Annotated in this window: 13 protein-coding genes; 9 read left to right on the top strand and 4 right to left on the bottom strand. The window is 57.2% G+C overall.

Going from position 1 to position 18,106, the window contains the following annotated elements; all coding sequences use genetic code 11:
* Nucleotides 1-52: 52 nt before the first annotated feature.
* From E4T21_RS08995 to E4T21_RS08975, 5 genes are all read left to right on the top strand, one after another.
* Nucleotides 53-1,846, top strand: a complete 1,794-nt coding sequence (locus tag E4T21_RS08995) for an extracellular solute-binding protein (protein WP_420827740.1) — start codon at nt 53-55, stop codon at nt 1,844-1,846.
* Between the two features lie 35 nt (nt 1,847-1,881).
* Nucleotides 1,882-2,961: a microcin C ABC transporter permease YejB gene (locus E4T21_RS08990; protein ID WP_149284669.1), complete on the top strand. Its 1,080-nt coding sequence runs from the start codon at nt 1,882-1,884 to the stop codon at nt 2,959-2,961.
* A 2-nt stretch (nt 2,962-2,963) separates the two neighbouring features.
* On the top strand, nt 2,964-4,115 hold the full coding sequence (locus E4T21_RS08985) for an ABC transporter permease (RefSeq protein WP_149284668.1): 1,152 nt from the start codon (nt 2,964-2,966) through the stop codon (nt 4,113-4,115).
* Nucleotides 4,105-5,700, top strand: coding sequence for an ABC transporter ATP-binding protein (locus E4T21_RS08980; RefSeq protein WP_149284667.1), 1,596 nt, complete (start codon nt 4,105-4,107; stop codon nt 5,698-5,700). Before E4T21_RS08985 ends, E4T21_RS08980 begins: the two co-directional genes overlap by 11 nt.
* 218 nt (nt 5,701-5,918) lie before the next feature.
* Nucleotides 5,919-8,132, top strand: coding sequence for a GGDEF domain-containing protein (locus E4T21_RS08975; RefSeq protein WP_149284666.1), 2,214 nt, complete (start codon nt 5,919-5,921; stop codon nt 8,130-8,132).
* Between the two features lie 5 nt (nt 8,133-8,137).
* Here the strand turns inward: E4T21_RS08975 and E4T21_RS08970 are convergent, their stop codons facing one another.
* The gene (locus E4T21_RS08970; RefSeq protein WP_149284665.1) at nt 8,138-8,839 is read right to left on the bottom strand and encodes a pseudouridine synthase; all 702 of its coding nucleotides are present in this window, start codon (nt 8,837-8,839) and stop codon (nt 8,138-8,140) included.
* Entirely contained in the window at nt 8,839-9,654 is an 816-nt protein-coding gene (locus E4T21_RS08965) for an amidohydrolase (RefSeq protein WP_149287122.1), read from the bottom strand. The genes E4T21_RS08970 and E4T21_RS08965 overlap by 1 nt, the downstream gene beginning before the upstream one ends.
* Before the next feature lie 178 nt (nt 9,655-9,832).
* Here E4T21_RS08965 and rarD point away from each other — a divergent pair, with 178 nt between their 5' ends.
* From rarD to csiR, 4 genes are all read left to right on the top strand, one after another.
* Nucleotides 9,833-10,726: an EamA family transporter RarD gene (gene rarD / locus E4T21_RS08960; RefSeq protein ID WP_149284664.1), complete on the top strand. Its 894-nt coding sequence runs from the start codon at nt 9,833-9,835 to the stop codon at nt 10,724-10,726.
* Nucleotides 10,727-10,735: 9 nt separating this feature from the next.
* Nucleotides 10,736-11,827: an NAD(P)/FAD-dependent oxidoreductase gene (locus E4T21_RS08955; protein ID WP_149284663.1), complete on the top strand. Its 1,092-nt coding sequence runs from the start codon at nt 10,736-10,738 to the stop codon at nt 11,825-11,827.
* Nucleotides 11,828-11,955: 128 nt separating this feature from the next.
* A complete protein-coding gene (locus E4T21_RS08950; RefSeq protein WP_149284662.1) occupies nt 11,956-13,671 on the top strand; it encodes a SulP family inorganic anion transporter in 1,716 nt (571 codons plus the stop codon).
* Between the two features lie 87 nt (nt 13,672-13,758).
* Nucleotides 13,759-14,475: a DNA-binding transcriptional regulator CsiR gene (gene csiR, locus E4T21_RS08945; protein WP_240349341.1), complete on the top strand. Its 717-nt coding sequence runs from the start codon at nt 13,759-13,761 to the stop codon at nt 14,473-14,475.
* On the opposite strand, the gene E4T21_RS08940 is transcribed toward csiR, so the two are convergent.
* Entirely contained in the window at nt 14,441-16,366 is a 1,926-nt protein-coding gene (locus E4T21_RS08940) for a protein kinase domain-containing protein (protein WP_149284661.1), read from the bottom strand. The genes csiR and E4T21_RS08940 overlap by 35 nt on opposite strands.
* Nucleotides 16,367-16,377: 11 nt before the next feature.
* The gene (locus tag E4T21_RS08935) at nt 16,378-18,081 is read right to left on the bottom strand and encodes a dihydrolipoyllysine-residue acetyltransferase (protein ID WP_149284660.1); all 1,704 of its coding nucleotides are present in this window, start codon (nt 18,079-18,081) and stop codon (nt 16,378-16,380) included.
* Between the last annotated feature and the right edge of the window lie 25 nt (nt 18,082-18,106).

Genomic DNA, 18,106 nt, shown 5'->3' with positions numbered 1-18,106 from the left:
TGGCTGCATGCGATTCACGGTGACTGGTGTTTGCCTGAGTGCAGGTATCGGTATGCTGGGCCTGATAAGCTCATGGCCCGCCCTGCTCCAGGCGGCTGAACCGGAGGAAGTTCCAACGGTTCACGCCCTTGCGCTCTACGGTGATCCGGCGCTTCCTGCCGATTTCGATCACCTTCCCTACGTCAATCCGGAAGCTCCCAAGGGTGGCAGCATGATCAGTGCTGCCCAGGGCAGCTTCGATTCGACCAACCCTTTTATCGTAAGAGGCACCCCCGCAGCCGGGTCGATGCAGATCTACGATACGTTGCTCGAATCAAGTGCCGACGAACCGTTCACCATGTATGGCCTGCTGGCCGAGGGCATCCGCCTCGATCCCCAGCGCCGTTGGGTGGAGTTCGACCTGCGTCCGGAGGCCCGCTTCCATGACGGCGAGCCAGTCACTGCAGAAGATGTCGTGTTCTCTTTCGAGACGCTGGTCAGCAAAGGCGCTCCCTTCTATCGAGCCTACTATCACGATGTTACCAAGGCCATCGCCGTTGACGAAGACACCGTGCACTTCGATCTGGGAGATACCAAATCCCGTGAACTGCCGTTGATCCTGGGCCAGATGCAGATATTGCCCAAGCATTTCTGGGAAGGTCGCAACTTCGAAGCAGTCACCCGCGACGCCTTGCTTGGCTCTGGCCCTTATCGGATTGCTCAGGTCGATCCTGGCAAGCGCATCGTCTATCAGCGCGTCGAAGACTATTGGGGCAAGGACCTTCCCCTCAATCGTGGGCGTCACAACATCGATCGACAGATCTACGATTATTACCGTGACCAAACGGTCGCCCTGGAGGCCTTCAAGGCCGGCAATATCGACATCCGGATAGAATCCAGTGCTTCCAACTGGGCCACCGCCTACGACTTTCCAGCCATGGAGCAGGGTCTGGTCAAGAAGCTGATGATTCCAGACGGCCAGCCGGCAGGTATGCAGGCCTACGTGATGAACCTGCGCCGCAACAAGTTTCAGGACGTCCGAGTACGCGAGGCCATCAACCTGGCTTTCGATTTCCCCTGGCTGAACAAGAATCTGTTCTACGACGCCTACACCAGCACCGACAGCTACTTCGAGAATTCAGAAATGGAGGCAACCGGCCTGCCTTCAGCGGATGAACTGGCCCTGCTCGAGCCTTGGCGCGAGAAGTTGCCTTCGCAGGTATTCGATGAAGCGCTGCCCATTGCCGAACCCGAGGGGCTGCGTGAACGCCTGGCCAAGGCACTGGAGTTGCTGCAACAAGCCGGCTACACGTTCAAGGACGGCACCATGGTCAATGCCGATAGTGGCAGACCACTGAACATCGAGATACTGCTCTACAACGCGCAGTTCGAACGCGTCGCTCAACCCTTGCTGCGCAATCTGGCGCGCCTCGGGATCAAGGGCAATCTTCGTATCGTCGACGTCAACCAGTATCTCAACCGGCTGCGCAGCTTCGATTTCGACATGGTCGTTGGTGGTTTCGCCCAATCACTCAATCCGGGCAACGAACAGCGTGAATACTGGGGCAGTGAATATGCCGACAGACCCCAGAGCCGCAATCTGATCGGACTGCAGAACCCTGCCATTGACGCTCTGGTAGACGCCATCAATGCCGCCGATACACGGGAAAGTCTGGATACGGCGGCCCGAGCTCTGGATCGCGTGCTGCGCTGGGGGTTCTATGTGGTTCCCATGTACCACCTTCCTGCCACTCGCGTCGCTATCTGGGACAAGTTTGGCTGGCCAGAGCCTTTCCCGCAGTACAATCTGGACCTGAGCGTCTGGTGGGTCGCCCCCGACAAGGCCAAGGCCATCAAGAACCGTTGACCATTGCCGCTATCAGCAACGCATAAGGATACCATGTGGCCGCCTATATCCTGCGCCGCCTGCTGCTGATGATCCCCACACTGCTGGGGATCATGCTGCTCAACTTCATCATCGTCCAGGCCGCTCCCGGCGGCCCCATCGACCAGATATTGGCTCGTTATGAAGGGCTTTCGGTTGATGCCAGCACTCGTCTCCAAAGCGGCGCTGACACTGTTGCCGGCCCCGCCGGAGAAACCTCGCGCGGAAGCCGAGGTATACCGGAAGAGTACATCAAGCATCTGGAAGTACAGTTTGGTTTCGACAAGCCGGCCTATGAGCGTTTCTTCGATATGGTGGTGAACTACGCCACCTTTGACTTTGGAGAAAGTTTCTTCCGTGGCGAAAAGGTCACCACCCTGATGCTGGAGCGTCTTCCAGTGTCGATATCCCTGGGGCTATGGACAACTCTGCTGGTCTACCTGATATCCATCCCCCTGGGCATTCGCAAGGCATTGCGACATGGCAGCTCTTTTGATGTATGGACGTCGGGTCTGGTCATCGGCGGCTATGCCATTCCCGGCTTTCTCTTCGCCATCCTGCTGATCGTATTGTTTGCCGGAGGCAGTTATTGGCAAGTCTTTCCTCTCCGCGGGCTGACTTCGCCGGATTTTGCCGACCTGTCGGCATGGGGCAAAGTGAAGGACTATCTATGGCATATCGTACTGCCCGTCACCGCTTCCACCATTGGTAGCTTCGCAACCTTGACCATGCTGACCAAGAACAGCTTTCTCGACGAAATTCATCGCCAGTATGTGCTCACCGCCCGTGCCAAGGGCGCAAGCGAACGGCGCATTCTCTATGCTCACATATTCCGCAATGCGATGTTGCTCATCATCGCCGGGCTGCCCTCGGCACTTGTCGGCATCTTCTTTACTGGCTCCTTGCTGATCGAAGTGATCTTCTCCCTCAATGGCCTTGGCCTGCTCGGCTTCGAAGCCGTCATGCAGCGGGACTACCCCGTAATCTTCGGCACGCTTTATCTCTACACCCTGATCGGACTGGTGTTGAAGCTGGTCTCGGATCTGACCTATGTATGGGTTGATCCCCGCATCGATTTTGCAACGAGGGAGTCCTGAGCATGGCGATATTTTCACGACGCCCGGATTCCGGGCGATCCACACGCTCAAGGCTGTCACCCATTACCCGCCGGCGCATGAAGGTCTTTCGTCAGCAACGCCGGGCCTGGTGGTCACTGTGGTTGTTCGCCATTCTATTTGCCATCAGCCTGGGGGCTGAGTTGGTCGCCAACGACAAACCGCTGGTCATCCATTATCAGCAGCAATGGTATTTCCCTCTGCTGCAGGAATACTCTGATACCGAGTTTGGTGGTTTCCTGCCTACACCGGCAGATTATCGTGATGACTTCACTCGCGAGGCCATTGAAGAGAATGGTTGGGCGCTCTGGCCATTGATCCCCTTCACCTATGACACGCTGGACATGCACCTGGACCATCCCGCGCCTTCACCACCCGACGGCACGCACTGGCTAGGTACCGATGACCAAGGTCGCGATGTGCTTGCCCGTGTCATCTACGGCTTCCGTATTTCCATGATCTTTGCCTTGGCACTGACGGCAGGCTCACTGATCCTTGGCGTCATGGCTGGCGGCATCCAGGGATACTTCGGCGGCAAGATCGACCTCATCGGACAGCGCTTCATCGAGATATGGTCCGGGCTACCTGTCCTGTTTCTGCTGATCATCCTCGCCAGCCTGGTGCAACCCAATATCTGGTGGCTACTCGGCATTATGCTGCTGTTTTCCTGGCTTGGCCTGGTGGATATCGTGCGCGCCGAATTCCTGCGCGCACGCAACCTGGAATACGTGCGTGCCGCCAAGGCCATGGGCCTGCCATCCAGGCTGATCATGTGGCGCCATGTGCTACCGAATGCCATGGTGGCCACACTGACATTTGTCCCCTTTCTGTTCACCGGCGCCATCACCACATTGACAGCCCTGGACTTTCTTGGCTTCGGATTGCCACCTGGCTCTCCTTCACTTGGTGAACTGGTCGCCCAGGGCAAGAACAACCTCCAGGCCCCCTGGCTAGGGATCACCGCCTTTGCCACCTTGGGGGTCATGCTGTCCCTGCTGGTATTCATCGGTGAAGGGATACGAGACGCTTTCGACCCTCGCCATGTGCAGCAAGGCCCAACCCAGATATCTCCGGGCTCGATAGCACCAGACCATGCACAGCAAATTGCCAAAGGAGGTGATGGCCATGTCCGCTGAGCCCTTGCTCATCCTTGATCAGCTATCCATCTCTTTCGACGATCAGCTTGTGGTGAAGGACATGTCTCTGAGCGTGGCTCGAGGCGAGACCTTGGCACTGGTAGGAGAATCCGGCTCCGGCAAGTCAGTATCTGCCTTGGGTGCTCTCAATCTGTTACCAGCCAACGCCAAGGTGAAGGGAACTCGACGCCTGGGCAATACCGACCTCTCGACACTTGATTCGCGCCAATGGCAGGCACTCCTAGGCAACCGCATCGGCTTCGTGTTTCAGGAACCGATGACATCACTCAACCCCCTGCATACCATTGGCCGCCAATTGGGCGAAGCCTTGCGCCTACACCAGGGATTGCATGGCAAGGCAGCACGCCATCGCTGTCAGGAGCTGCTTGAGCAGGTCCGGCTGCCCCGTCCTGAAGAGCTGTTAGATGCCTGGCCTCATCAGCTTTCCGGCGGGCAGCGCCAGCGCGTCATGATTGCCATGGCGATCGCCAACCAGCCAGAATTATTGGTCGCCGATGAGCCGACCACGGCACTGGATGTCACGGTGCAACAGGAAATCCTGGCACTGCTCACGGATCTTCAAGACCATCATGGTATGGGAATACTATTCATCACCCATGACCTCAATCTGGTACGTCGTCATGCCGACCGCGTGTGCGTTCTGCAGCATGGCATAGTGCAGGAAACGGGCCCTGTTGCAGATGTCTTCCGTTCGCCACAGAGCGCTTACACCAAAGCACTGCTGAGCGCAGAACCAGAAGGCCGTCCCTCCGCCATCAAGGACTCGACGCCGTTATTGATGGCCAGGTCTCTTGGCGTACAATTCCAACGCCCAAAGCGCCTGTTCCAACGTCGACCTCCGGCCTTCGAAGCTCTGTCTCCCATCGACCTTAGTGTGGCTCCAGGCGAAACGCTCGGCATTGTCGGAGAATCCGGGTCAGGCAAGACCACGCTGGCACTCGCCCTGCTGCGCCTGGTAACCAGCCAAGGAGAAATCAACTTCGATGGCACCCGCCTGGACCTGCTCAGCGGCAACCCCTTGCGCCAGCAACGACGCCAATTGCAGGTAGTATTTCAGGACCCATATGGCTCCCTGTCACCTCGCATGCCGGTTGCCGACATCATCAGTGAAGGACTGCGCTTTCATCAGCCTGATCTGCAGGAAGCGGAAATTGACCGCCGCGTACGCAACACCCTGCATGAAGTAGGCCTACCCGAAGATGTCAGCCAGCGCTATCCTCACGAGTTTTCCGGAGGCCAGCGCCAGCGTATCGCCATCGCACGCGCCATCATTCTCGAACCACGCCTGATCATCCTTGATGAGCCGACTTCAGCCCTGGATCGCACGATTCAGAAACAGTTGATCATTCTGCTGCGAGAACTGCAGCACCGCCGCGGCCTCAGCTACCTGTTCATCAGTCATGACCTGGCCGTGATACGCGCCATGGCCCATCGTGTGATGGTGCTGAAAGAAGGCAAGGTGATCGAACAGGGCGACTGTGACAAGGTGCTTGCTACACCACAGAGTGCCTACACCAGAGCGCTGATTGCTGCCTCCAGCCTGGCGAGGGAAGTTGCTATCTAGCTGTCTACGACCTCCAGCCCCCTTTTGATCACAGCAGTTTCTTGAGGCATTTTCTCTGACTGCTCATCGATTCCGGCAACTGCCTGCAGGATGCAGGCAAGAAGATGTCTCGCTGACAAGCCAACTTGCAAAGAGGTTGGCAAATAGATGAGACAGGCCACTCCCCGGAGCCATCATCTTCTATACTGCCGGAAAATTTCTTCACGCCGGTACCTATCATGACCCGCAAGCACCATCGGCTTGGGTTATTAGCAATACTGTGGCTGACCCTTGGGATTTGGTTTTTCCCTCAGGCGGCCCTGGCCACTGAAACCTCCCTCCGCAACGGCTGGGAATATCGTTGGGGAGACTCGCCTCAGGATGCCAACGGGCATTTCCTGTGGGCCAGTGAGCCTACTGGCACATCTGGCTGGTTACCCATGTCCGGCACAGCCAACCCCCCGCACCGGCATGGCAACGAAACGCTATGGATGCGTCACCAGCTACCTGCCGGGGAATGGCACCACCCTGTCCTGTTCGTTTCCAGTATCGACCTGATCGGTGAAGCCTATATCGACAACCAGCAAATCTTTCGACATGGCTCTCTGGACTCAAACGGCCAAGTACAGTTTGCCGGCTGGAGCTGGCACACCATTCCACTGCCCGACGTTTCTGAAGGAAAGGTTCTCTATCTGCGGATCCACTCCGATTACTCTGATATCGGGCTATGGGGAAAAGTCGCCATCATGGACGAAAGTGCCGTGCTGCCGATGATTCTAGCCACTTCCTGGGAAGGACTGGTTGTCGCCACTTTCTGCTTGATTGTCGGTTCTCTCGCCAGCTTGCTGGTACTGTCTCCTCCTCGACAATGGCGTTTGGGCAGTGTCGGCTTCTTTTCCCTGGCAATCGGCATCATGTTGTTGGCCGAGAACGACTCACGCAAACTGTTGCTGGATATTCCTTTACTGTGGAACTATCTGGCTGCTGCCACTTATTTTTCACTACCCATCGCCATGGGCTTGATCCTGGAGCACTGGTTTCCTCAGGTTCGCACTCGTTTCTTGCGTCTCATCTGGTTGGCCCTGCTCGCCTATCTCACCATCGCTCTGAGCATGTCATTGATGGGAATGATTTCCTTGTCCTCGACCTTTCCCTCGTTTGACGTCCTGCTGTTGATTTCGACCATCTTGATGGCCTTGCTAGCGCTCCGCCGGTGCCATACTTTCAATATTCACCAGTACCTGGTACTCGCAAGCTATGCTGCCTTTGTCTTCATCCTGATGCTGGACATGGCTGTCGCTCACAGCATCATTGACTGGTTCGAGGTACCAGTACATTTTGGGGCCCTGGCTTTCACCCTCTCCATGGTCATCATCTCCCTACGCCATTACACCCAGACTCAGCGCGAGCTCAACCACCTCAACCGTTTCCTGGAGAGTGAAGTTGCCGAACGCACCAGCGAGTTGCAAAGTCATGTGAAGCAAGAGCACCAGCGTGCATCGCTGATCGCCCTGGAACACAGCAAAAGCCAGGCACTCGCCGACCTGATCGATCGCCTGCAAGGAACCGCTGCCTTGGAGCATGCACTGGAAATCATCGTGGATGCCCTGCCAGAACTGACGAGCCCTCTACGTGGGGCATTCTATCGACAGAACACTGATGAGCCGCTGTTGAGCCTCACACATCATTGGCCCAAGGATTACCAGGTCCCAGCCACCCTCCCTTCATCTCCATCGGGTGGCACTGACAATCGACCTCCATCCTGGCTGTTTCCGTTGGATATTCCGCGTCCGCAACAAGACGCCTTGCACCTTGGAATATTGTGGCTGGAACCGAATACTCGGTTACTACCGAACTCGGAGTATCACGAACGGACCCGGCGTCTTATCGAAACCGGCATCACTCGGGTAGCGTTGGTATTATCCAGCATTTCACTTCAGGAAAAGCTTGCCACGCTGTCCTATAACGATGGACTGACAGGCCTGCGCAACCGGCGGTACTTCGAAGAGCTGATGTTTCATGAAGCGGTATCAGCATTGCGGAATCAGACATCTCTGACTCTGGCGATCGTGGATATTGATCATTTCAAGTTGTTCAATGATCGCTTTGGTCACTCTGCGGGAGATGTCGTGTTATGTGGTGTGGCACAGCTTCTTGCGGAAAGTTTTCGCGATAATGACGTGGTATGTCGACTGGGCGGTGAAGAGTTCGTCATCCTATTGCCACATGCACAAGCCAATGATGCACTCATGCGCATCGACCAGATGACTCAAATACTGGCAAGTACCAACTTCAAGCATGCTCACCAGCCACTGGGTACGGTATCGCTATCCTGTGGCATTGCCAGCTTTCCCTGTCACACTTCTGACCCCCATACCCTGCTGGAAATTGCTGACAATGCCTTGTACCGCGCCAAGCAATCCGGTCGCGCTCGCATCACCATGGCGGAATGATTCCGTCAGAACAGAGCCACTTCCTCTTCAGTCAGTTCTCGCCATTCGCCCGGTGCCAGCTGCGGATCCAGCTTGAGTTTACCGATGGATTCCCGATGCAATGCCTCTACATGGTTACCAATGGCGGCAAACATGCGACGCACCTGATGGTAGCGCCCTTCGTGTACCGTCAGCAGTACTTCCTGGGCAGAAAGGCAGACAAGCTCAGCAGGTCGTGTCGGTGTGTCTTCGCCTTCCAGCAACACGCCGTGGGCAAAGGCCTCGACAGCATCCAACGCGGCCTGACCTTCCAGCGAACGTGCAAGGTGAGCGCGATAGACCTTGGCACAGCGATGACGCGGCGATGTCACCCGGTGGGACCACTGACCATCGTCACTGAGCAGCAACAGGCCGGTGGTGTCCACATCCAGGCGTCCAACTGGCTGCAGGCGTTCAGCCTTGGGAAGATCGATGAGATCCATCGCGCGCGGATACAAGCCTCTGCGTGCGGTACATTCCACATTGAGAGGCTTGTGTAACATCACATAACGCAGCCCGACCAGGGCAAGGGGCTCTCCCATCCAGGCAACTGCATCATCTTCATTGATGTGGCGAGCCGGGCGTTTCTCGGCTTCACCGTTGACCTGGACTTCTCCATTGGACAATGCCCTTTTGGCCAGGCTGCGTGTCAGATCCGTGGTTTCCGCCAGGAAGCGATCAAGGCGCATCAGTAACCTACTCCACAACTGAGAGAAAAGTGATCAGCATCACGCCAGGCAGGAAACTTGTCGCGAAACTGGCGCAGTTCCTCGCCATCCAGCACGGCTGTCTGGATGAACGGCTGGCCTTCCGGCTGGTCGACAAGCGCCACTCCCTTGGCATCGATCAGCATGGAGTCCCCGGCATAATCGAGCCCGTTGGCATCCTGACCGACACGATTGACACCGATCACAGCACACAGGTTCTCGATTGCCCTGGCCTGCAGCAGCGTGCGCCAGGGATGCCGCCTGGGAGCCGGCCAATTGGCCACGCACAAGATAGCGTCATACTCGAAATGTTCCCCAGCAGAGGGCTGTTGACGCAGCCATACCGGAAAGCGCAGGTCATAGCAGACACTCAACAGGATTCTGAAGCCATTGAGTTCGACGATGACGCGCTGTTCTCCCATGGCATAGCGTTCATGCTCACCGGCCATGCGAAACAGGTGGCGCTTGTCATACCAGATCAATTCTCCATCCGGTCGCGCCCACACCAGGCGGTTGAAGTAGTCATCCTGCTCCTGGATTGCCACACTGCCCGTCACGACACAGCCACGCTTCATGGCCTGACGCTTGAGCCAGTCCACTGCCAGACTGCTTTCCATGGGTTCGGCCATTTCCCGGGAATTCATGGTGAAGCCTGTGGCGAACATCTCCGGCAGAACGATCAGGTCGGTATCAGCAAAGCTCAGGTCAGCCAGCTTGTCCTCAAGCTGACGACAATTGGTGGCAGGGTCTTCCCAGCGCAGGTCACACTGCACCAGGGTGGTTCGCAACTGGGACATCGTTTGCAACTGAGACATGGATAGGCTCGTCTGATGGTGTATGAAGCCAGTACTCTGCTTACTAGGTTACCGTACCCTGTTGCGTGACGCTCGCTATCCTCTTCATTGATTGAAGTGCATGTTTCCTTAGGAACCTACTGATTATGTTACCTTATGCTTTTCGCATGGGGGAAAAGGAATGACACAGCGCTCGGCATCGCGCCAGGGAGTCATGTATGGCTTGCTGGCCTACGGCATGTGGGGATGCTTTCCATTGTTCTTCGCGATGTTCGATGGTGTGCCAGCACTGGAAATCCTGCTTCATCGCATTCTCTGGTCATGCCTTTTCCTCATTCTGGTGATCAGTGTGTTGCAACGCTGGCATCACGTCATGGCGGCATTTGCACACTCCTCCGGGCTATGGCGTGTCCTTGGTTGTGCCATTCTGATCGCTGTGAACTGGGGCTTGTACATCTACGCTGTCGAAACCCGTCATGTGCTGCAGGCCAGCCTGGGGTACTTCATGACACCGCTGGTCAATGTCGCACTTGGCATGCTGGTGCTGAAGGAACGCATCAACCGCTTTCAGCTTATTGCCATTGCTCTTGCAGGTACTGCCATCCTGCTGCAGTTGATTCAACTCGGCCACTTGCCCTGGATCAGCCTGGCACTGGCCATTTCCTTTGGCGTCTATGGGCTGCTGCGTAAGCAGGTCAAGCTCGATGGATTATCCGGGCTCTTCGTCGAAACCCTGCTACTGCTTCCCCTGGCCGGAATAGGATTGGTGTGGTTGAGCCATCAGGAGCTGTCTCACTTCTTCTCCGCAACCCATACCAGCATGCTGCTGATCGCCAGTGGCATCATTACCGCTGTGCCGCTGCTGGCCTTCGCCGGCGCAGCCCGACGCCTGCCCCTGGGAACCCTGGGCTTCCTCATGTACATCAACCCCACGCTGCAGTTCCTGATTGCCATCTGGGTATTCGGCGAACCTCTGCAGATAGAACAGCTCACCACTTTCGCGCTGATCTGGGTGAGCCTGGCTCTCTATAGTCTTTCCTCCTGGAAGCGCCCCTCCAGGGCGGCCTCAACTTAAGGAGCCCAGGTGATCGTCCCTCATATTGTGCTGGTCGGGGCAGGACATGCCCACCTTCACCTGCTGGACCAGGCAGAGAAATTGCGCAGCGCCAGGCTCACTCTGGTAGAGCCTGGTGCCTTCTGGTATTCAGGCCTGGCCAGTTCCATGCTGGCTGGCGAGGTGCCTCCGCAAGATGATCGCCTGGACCCTGTGAGCCTTTGTCGGCAGCGGGGCGTCACCCTGCTGCGCCAACGCATGGTGGCACTTGATGATCCCGCACAGACCATCACGCTCGGCAATGGGAACAACCTGCGCTACGACCTCTTGAGCCTCAACCTTGGCTCTGCCTCAGCCAGCTTGCCTCAATCGGGTGAAGGACCGGAACAATGGCCAGTCAAGCCGGTTCCCCAGTTACTCAGGCTCAAGCGCCGCATCACTCGCCAGCTCAATCAGGGCCAGTCTCTCTCGGTGGAGGTGGTGGGAGCGGGTGCCAGTGGCGTGGAAATTGCCTGCGCCCTGCGGACACTGGGCAAGCGCCTGGGGGTGAACGAGCGTCGCCTGTTCATTCGTCTCATCCACCATGCCACTGAAACATCCATGGGGCTAATGCCAGAAATCCCTCGAAATGCCCAGAACTGGTTAACTGAACGCCTGGCTCGACGAGACATTGAGATAACCGGAATACGCAGCAGCGACCAACATGTCGATCATCGCATCCTTGCCACAGGGCTCAGACCCACCGCTACTACCCTCGACATCGGCTTGCCAGTGATAAACCGTGGCCTCCGTATCCATGCCGACCTGACAGTCATCGATCATCCACGCATCTTCGCCACTGGCGACTGTGCAGCAATGGAAGGTCATGTATTGCCGCGTCTTGGTGTTTACGGCGTACGCCAGGGGCCGATTCTTCTCCATAATCTGCTCGCCAAGCTACAGGGCTCACCGCCACGCCACTATCAGCCGCAGCCACGGGCACTGTCGATTCTCAATCTGGGAGACGGCGAAGGACTCGCCCTCTATGGCCGCTGGTGGTGGGGCGGACGACTCGCCAGCCTGTTCAAGAGCCATCTTGACCGACGCTTTCTCGATCACTTGCGCCGCTCTCCGCCCGATTGAACACCTTTGCATGACCGGTTTCACTGCGCGAACTTTTCCCCTGCACCCTCTCTACCAGGGAACTCGTTTGCGTTAATCTGGAAAGGTCATAACGACATAATCTTATAAGCCAAGGGCCTGCCTCCGGAATGATCAAGCGCTACCTGCCGATCCTCGCCTGGTTACCTCACTACAATCGACGTCTATGTGGTGCCGACCTCCTTGCCGGGCTCATCGTGACGGTCATGGTGATTCCACAGTCCCTGGGTTATGCCATTCTTGCCGGCTTGCCTGCCGTAGTCGGGCTATATGCCAGTCTGCTGCCCGTCGTCATTTATGCCCTATTCGGAACCAGTCGCACCCTTGCGGTGGGCCCCGTGGCCATCATTGCCTTGATGACCGGTGCTGCTCTTTCGCGAGTGGCGGCACCGGGCAGCGAAGAGTATCTACAAGCGGCGCTGGCACTATCGTTGATTTCTGGCCTGATGCTGGCCGCCATGGGTTTTCTGCGCCTTGGCTTCTTCGCCAACTTCCTGAGCCATCCGGTGATCGGTGGTTTTTTGTCTGCTTCCGGCCTGCTGATCGCTTTGACCCAGTTGACCAACCTTCTCGGCATGCAAGCCAGTGGCTATAACGGCCTTGAGCTGACAGGCAGTCTGTTACGCCATCTGGACAGTTTTCACTGGCCTACTGCGAGCATCGGAATCAGTAGCCTGCTTTTCCTCTATCTTGTTCGCCTGTACGGCCTGCGTGCCCTGAAAGCGCTGTTGCTTCCGGATGCCATCGCCGCTCTTCTCGTTCGTGCCGGTCCAGTGGTCGCTGTCGTGATGGCCACATTGATCAGTTGGCACTTTGACCTGGCAGCCAGCGGAGTGGCCACCGTAGGGCAGGTACCTTCCGGGTTGCCAGGCCTGAGTTTTCCCCTGCTCGACACCCGCATATGGCATGCCCTGCTTGTTCCCGCCCTGTTGATCAGCATCGTGGGCTTTGTCGAGTCGATTTCCATGGCCCAGATGCTGGCTGCCAGGCGCCGCGAACGCATATCCCCCAACCAGGAACTGATCGGACTCGGAGGCGCCAACATCGCCGCCGCCATTACCAGTGGCATGCCAGTGTCCGGAGGGCTCTCGCGCACAGTGATCAACCAGGAGTCAGGTGCTCAGACCCCTTTTGCCGGCATCTTCGCTACCCTCGGCATCGGTATTATTACCCTGTTCCTGACACCACTGCTTGAGCATCTGCCCATTGCCACCCTGGCAGCTACCATCACCGTTGCCATTCTGACGCTGGTCGACATCCCTCTGATTCGACAGACATGGCGCTATTCGCGCAGCGATTTCTCGGCCCTCGCCGCCACCATGGCACTGACACTGACGGAAGGTGTCGAAGCAGGCATCATCGTCGGTGTCGTCTTGTCCATCGGCCTGTTCCTGTATCGCACCAGCCGTCCTCACAGTGCCATCGTCGGACGCATTCCCGGCAGCGAACATTTTCGCTCGGTCACTCGTCATCAAGTCGAGACTGCCAGCCATCTGGCCTTGCTGCGCATCGACGAGAGCCTCTATTTCGCCAACGCCCGTTATCTGGAAGACACCCTGTACGCCCTGGTGGCACAACGTCCCGAACTCACTGATGTGGTATTGATCTGCTCAGCGGTCAATCTCATCGATGCCTCTGCGCTGGAAAGCCTGGATGCCATCAATGCGCGCCTGAAGGATTCACGAGTCACTCTGCATCTGGCTGAGGTCAAAGGCCCTGTCATGGATCGCCTGAAGCGATCAGACTTCCTTGACGACCTCACGGGCCGGGTCTTTCTCAGCACCTATGCAGCCTGGGCAGAACTCAAGAAGCCCAGGAATGCATGAACACGAAACCTGATGCCCTGCTGGCGAATCTGGATATGCTGAGCAATTTGGTATCATGAATGCCTCATCCAAGGGGCAACGCTGGATATGGAACAGCCGTATATGGAACAGCCAGACATGGAACCACAAGGCAAGCAGAACCTCGCCATCAGTGGCTACCGACTACTCAAGCAGGACATCATTCGGGGGCAGTTCCTTCCTGGCGAGAAACTGCTGATGGCACGGCTCAAGGAGCGTTATGCGCTAGGCACCGGACCTTTACGCGAAGCCCTGTCTCAACTCGTCGCCGAGCGCCTGGTCGTGGCTATCAGCCAACGCGGCTATCGTGTTGCTCCCATGTCTCTTGACGAACTCAACGATCTTTACGACGCTCGCGCCCAACTGGAAGGCTTGATGCTGGAACTGGCCATGGAGCGTGGCGATGATGACTGGGAAGCGGAAATACTGGCCTGCGCGCACACTCTGTCCAAGGTCGTCAAGGTCAGTGGCCTGGAAGAACAGCTCGATGTGTGGGATGCCCGCCACAAGGCTTATCACACCGCTATCGTCACAGGCTGTCGTTCTCCTCACCTGCTGCAGGTACGCCAGACACTGTTCGATCAGGTCGAGCGCTATCGTCACCTGTGGTTACGCGAAATCGTGCTGTCGAGCGCCGCATTGGCAGCCAAGCGTGACGAACATGCCGCCTTGACCGAAACCGTACTGTCCAGAAACAAGGCCAAGGCCCGCCAGATGATGCGTGAACACTTGATGAGCCCCGTTCCGATCATCACGGAGGTGATGATTCGCCAGGGTCTGGCATAGCACCCGATGCTGCCGGGGATGCCTGCAGGGAGGATGTTTCCTGCCACTTGGCCAGTGCTGCCCTGGGGTCACGTGGATAATAGCGCTCGGGCTGGCTGGCCACATGGGGAAAGAAACGCGTGTCCTTGTAGGGCATTTTCATGAAGCCGGAAATGCCCAGCCCCTCGATCAGCCGCACGGCATCGAGGATATCCTCCAGGCGATCACGAAACTCTTCTTCCCGAGATGGGTCAAGCAAGCGGTAATGGTGATGAATCTTCAGATGGGCAGGCAGGGACTCGAAGATGATCATACCGGTATGGTGGATCTCGTTGAGCTCCTGCAAGGCACTGATGATGGCCTCCGGCAGGACAAGCAGTTCTTCGGGATCCGGGCCATCCTCGAAGTAGCTATGCAGCCGTGAGCGGTCTTCCAGCTCAGGTACCGCACTCACTTCATACGACAGGTGCATGGTCGGGTCGACAATGAAGGGGTACTCGACCCCCTCCCGCTCCAGGTGCAGCGTATCCCTGGCATTGAACAGGCAACTCTTGAAAATCCCTCGGCGATGGATGGCCCTGGCCAGGGTCACCATATTGTTCACTGCCGTGACGAAAGCGGGCTTCAGTTGTGGGTCGTAGAGATTCAGTGATGAATCGATATAGACCCCATCCGCTTCCCAGCGAACCGCCAGCCCACCGACAAGCGGATACTTGCCCAGGCGGCTGACCGAGGCCAGAAAGGCCTTTTCGGTTTCTCCCATGCCTTGCATGAAGTTGCGGTAATAGCGGTCCAGTTGCACGTCATTGACGTCGTTGAGGGTTTCTTCCACGCCTTCTTCACGCAGAAAGGACTTGCGTGAACTGTACACCACACAGTCGATCTCGCGGGTCGCTGCCCGACTCCAGACCGGCACAAGCGGGGCCTCGGGCGAGGTCGGCAGGTCAAGCATCACCAGACGTCCCATGCGCGGCATCTCACGCAGGAAATAATCCCCGGCCTTGAGGCGTGTCTGGGGGTCAGGATCCAGCATACCGTCCAGCACCCGTGCAAACTCCATGGGCAAGCCAAGCGAACGTGCCGGAATAGCACGTTGGCCAAAACGGCAGGACTGAGCCGACGCCAGGGCATAGAGCGTGCCGGCCACCCCTTGCTCGTCGAAACGTGGAGACGACAAGGCACCATTCAACTGGTCATCGCCAATGAAATAGACATCTCCCAGGCGGGCATTGGTCTGCTGCAGGTTATCCGACATCAGCTCCATGACATTGGCGGTAACGAACTGTAGACGGGCATCAAGCTGGGCGAATACGGACGATCCCCAGTCAATCAGTGCAACGGTCTCATGCTGTTCATCGAACACCAGATTGGAAGGCTTGATGTCACCGTGCACCACCGGACGCCGAGGGTTGCCTTCTGGTGTCCTTTCCTGGCGCAAGGTGCGCAGGATATCTGCCAGCTGATCGGCAATTCGCACCACCAGACGCGGCGGCAGGCGCCCATTATGCAGCGAGAACTCTTCCAGATTGATACCGGGAGCCCGCTGCATGACCATGATCGATTGATGACGCACTCGCTGGAAAGCCACCAATCGGGGCACCCGGGGGTGATCCACCTGCTCCAGCATGAACGCCTCTTCTTCAAGACGATCCTGCAGGTGCTGCGGTAGTGTCACCCGAGAGAACTTGAATACGTAATGTTCTCGGGATGCCGTGGTCATGCTATTGATACCGGCAAAGACAAAGCCATAGGCGCCCTTGCCGATCAACCCGATATCACGGTAGCCCAGTTGCTCAAGCTGGGCCTGGCATAGTGCAACCCACTCCTTGAGCTTGCGCGCATCATCCTGACTGAGCAGATAAATCGACTGCTCTTCGGGAATGTAGAACTGCTGTAACTGGGCCTGGGACATCTACAGAGGCATCAGGACAGATGCAATAACATGGTTTCCGGGCTTTCCAGGAAACCTTTCCATACATTACAGAAGCGAGCAATGGTCCCGCCATCGATCAAACGATGATCACCGGCCCATGTCACCGTCATGATTGCCCGCCGAGTCACCTCACCATGTTCATCGAAGCGGGGCAGCCATTGGCTCTTGCCGATAGCCACAATAGCCGCTTCCGGGGCATTGATGATAGGCGCGGCGTAAGTTCCTCCCATGGCGCCAATATTTGAAATGCTGATCGTGCCGCCCTTGAGATCTTCCTGACTGACACGCCCTTCTCGGGCAGCTTCGGTCAGGCGCTGAACCTCGGCAGCAATATCCAGCACGCTGAGACCTTCGACCCCTTTGATATTCGGCACCATCAGCCCGGCCTTGCCATCCACCGCCATACCAATATTGCAACGGGCCAGATACTGGATCTCACTGGCATCTTCGCTCAGGCGTGCATTGAGAATAGGCTCGGCGCGTACGGCCAGGGCCATGGCCTTCATGAAGAACGGCATCAATGTCAGGCGTAGTTGTCGTAGCTCAGCCTGGGGCTTGAGACGCTGACGCAACGCCAAAAGCTCTGTGACATCGATTTCCTCCCCGTAGTGGAAATGGGGAATGGTGCTGACAGAAGCCACCATCTGGCGAGCCATGGCTGCACGAATGCCCCGCATGGGCTCGGTGTGCGAAATGTTCTCGGACCCCGTCGCTGACGATTGTACGACTGCCCTGTCGGATGGTCTCTCGCCAGGATGCCTGATCTCTGTGTTCTCGGCCTGCGCCAGATAGGCCAATACATCTTCCTTCAGTACCCTACCCATACGGCCACTACCAGGAACCACCTCAAGCTTGAGGCCATGCTCACGCACCAGGCGGCGCACGGCAGGACTCGCCGGTGTACGCCCATGGGCTCCTTTTCCCGTAGTGACATTTTTTCCCGTAGTGGCATTTTTTCCCGTAGTGGCATTGACGCCAGCGCCCTCAACACCACCCGGCATACGAGAATCTGGCGCATGCGACCCCGATGCCACCACAGAATCCATCGCGGCGGAAGGAGCGAACCTCTCTTGCTTCTCGGTCGTCTCGACAGCGGAGTGGCTGCCTTCTGCACGGTAGGCAAACAACGGAGCATGGACCCGGGCCATTTCCCCCTTGGCAACATATAATGCGCTGACTTCGCCATCTTCCGGAGCAGTGATCTCGACCATGGCCTTGTCAGTCATTACATCGACCAGGTGCTGGTCTTCAGAGATGCGATCACCTACGGCGACATGCCATTCGACCACCTCACATTCGACAATACCTTCACCAATATCCGGCAAAATGAAGTCCACTGCCCCAGCGCTGGTTTTCGCCACTTGCGAGGAACCATGTTCGAGAGGCGTTTCCCAGCGTGCCGCACTGTCTTCTGCTGGCTCCTGGCTCTTGCCGGCAGTCGTGCTTTCACCTTCGCCATCAAGGGCATCGTAACTGAACAATGTCGCGTGCACCCTGGCCATCTCACCCTTGGCCACATGCAACTGCGTCACGCGTCCATCCGTCGGTGCGGTGATTTCGACCAGGGCCTTGTCGGTCATCACCTCCACCACCGGCTGGTCTTCGACGATGGTGTCGCCCTCGGCCACCTTCCACTCAATGACCTCACATTCGACGATGCCTTCGCCGATATCGGGCAATTTGAATTCCGTCATCTTTGTCTCTCCTGTCCGTACCTGT

This window comes from Halomonas binhaiensis (assembly GCF_008329985.2).
GTDB classification, from domain to species: Bacteria; Pseudomonadota; Gammaproteobacteria; order Pseudomonadales; family Halomonadaceae; genus Halomonas; species Halomonas binhaiensis.
This window is presented reverse-complemented; position numbering and strand designations above follow the sequence as displayed.

Coding starts and splice junctions, on each gene's coding strand:
- E4T21_RS08980 (WP_149284667.1), top strand. CDS start 4,105: ATGTCCGCTGAGCCCTTGCTCATCCTTGATCAGCTATCCATCTCTTTC.
- E4T21_RS08950 (WP_149284662.1), top strand. CDS start 11,956: ATGATCAAGCGCTACCTGCCGATCCTCGCCTGGTTACCTCACTACAAT.
- rarD (WP_149284664.1), top strand. CDS start 9,833: ATGACACAGCGCTCGGCATCGCGCCAGGGAGTCATGTATGGCTTGCTG.
- E4T21_RS08940 (WP_149284661.1), bottom strand. CDS start 16,366: ATGTCCCAGGCCCAGTTACAGCAGTTCTACATTCCCGAAGAGCAGTCG.
- E4T21_RS08985 (WP_149284668.1), top strand. CDS start 2,964: ATGGCGATATTTTCACGACGCCCGGATTCCGGGCGATCCACACGCTCA.
- E4T21_RS08970 (WP_149284665.1), bottom strand. CDS start 8,839: ATGCGCCTTGATCGCTTCCTGGCGGAAACCACGGATCTGACACGCAGC.
- csiR (WP_240349341.1), top strand. CDS start 13,759: ATGGAACAGCCGTATATGGAACAGCCAGACATGGAACCACAAGGCAAG.
- E4T21_RS08975 (WP_149284666.1), top strand. CDS start 5,919: ATGACCCGCAAGCACCATCGGCTTGGGTTATTAGCAATACTGTGGCTG.
- E4T21_RS08935 (WP_149284660.1), bottom strand. CDS start 18,081: ATGACGGAATTCAAATTGCCCGATATCGGCGAAGGCATCGTCGAATGT.
- E4T21_RS08965 (WP_149287122.1), bottom strand. CDS start 9,654: ATGTCCCAGTTGCGAACCACCCTGGTGCAGTGTGACCTGCGCTGGGAA.
- E4T21_RS08995 (WP_420827740.1), top strand. CDS start 53: ATGCTGGGCCTGATAAGCTCATGGCCCGCCCTGCTCCAGGCGGCTGAA.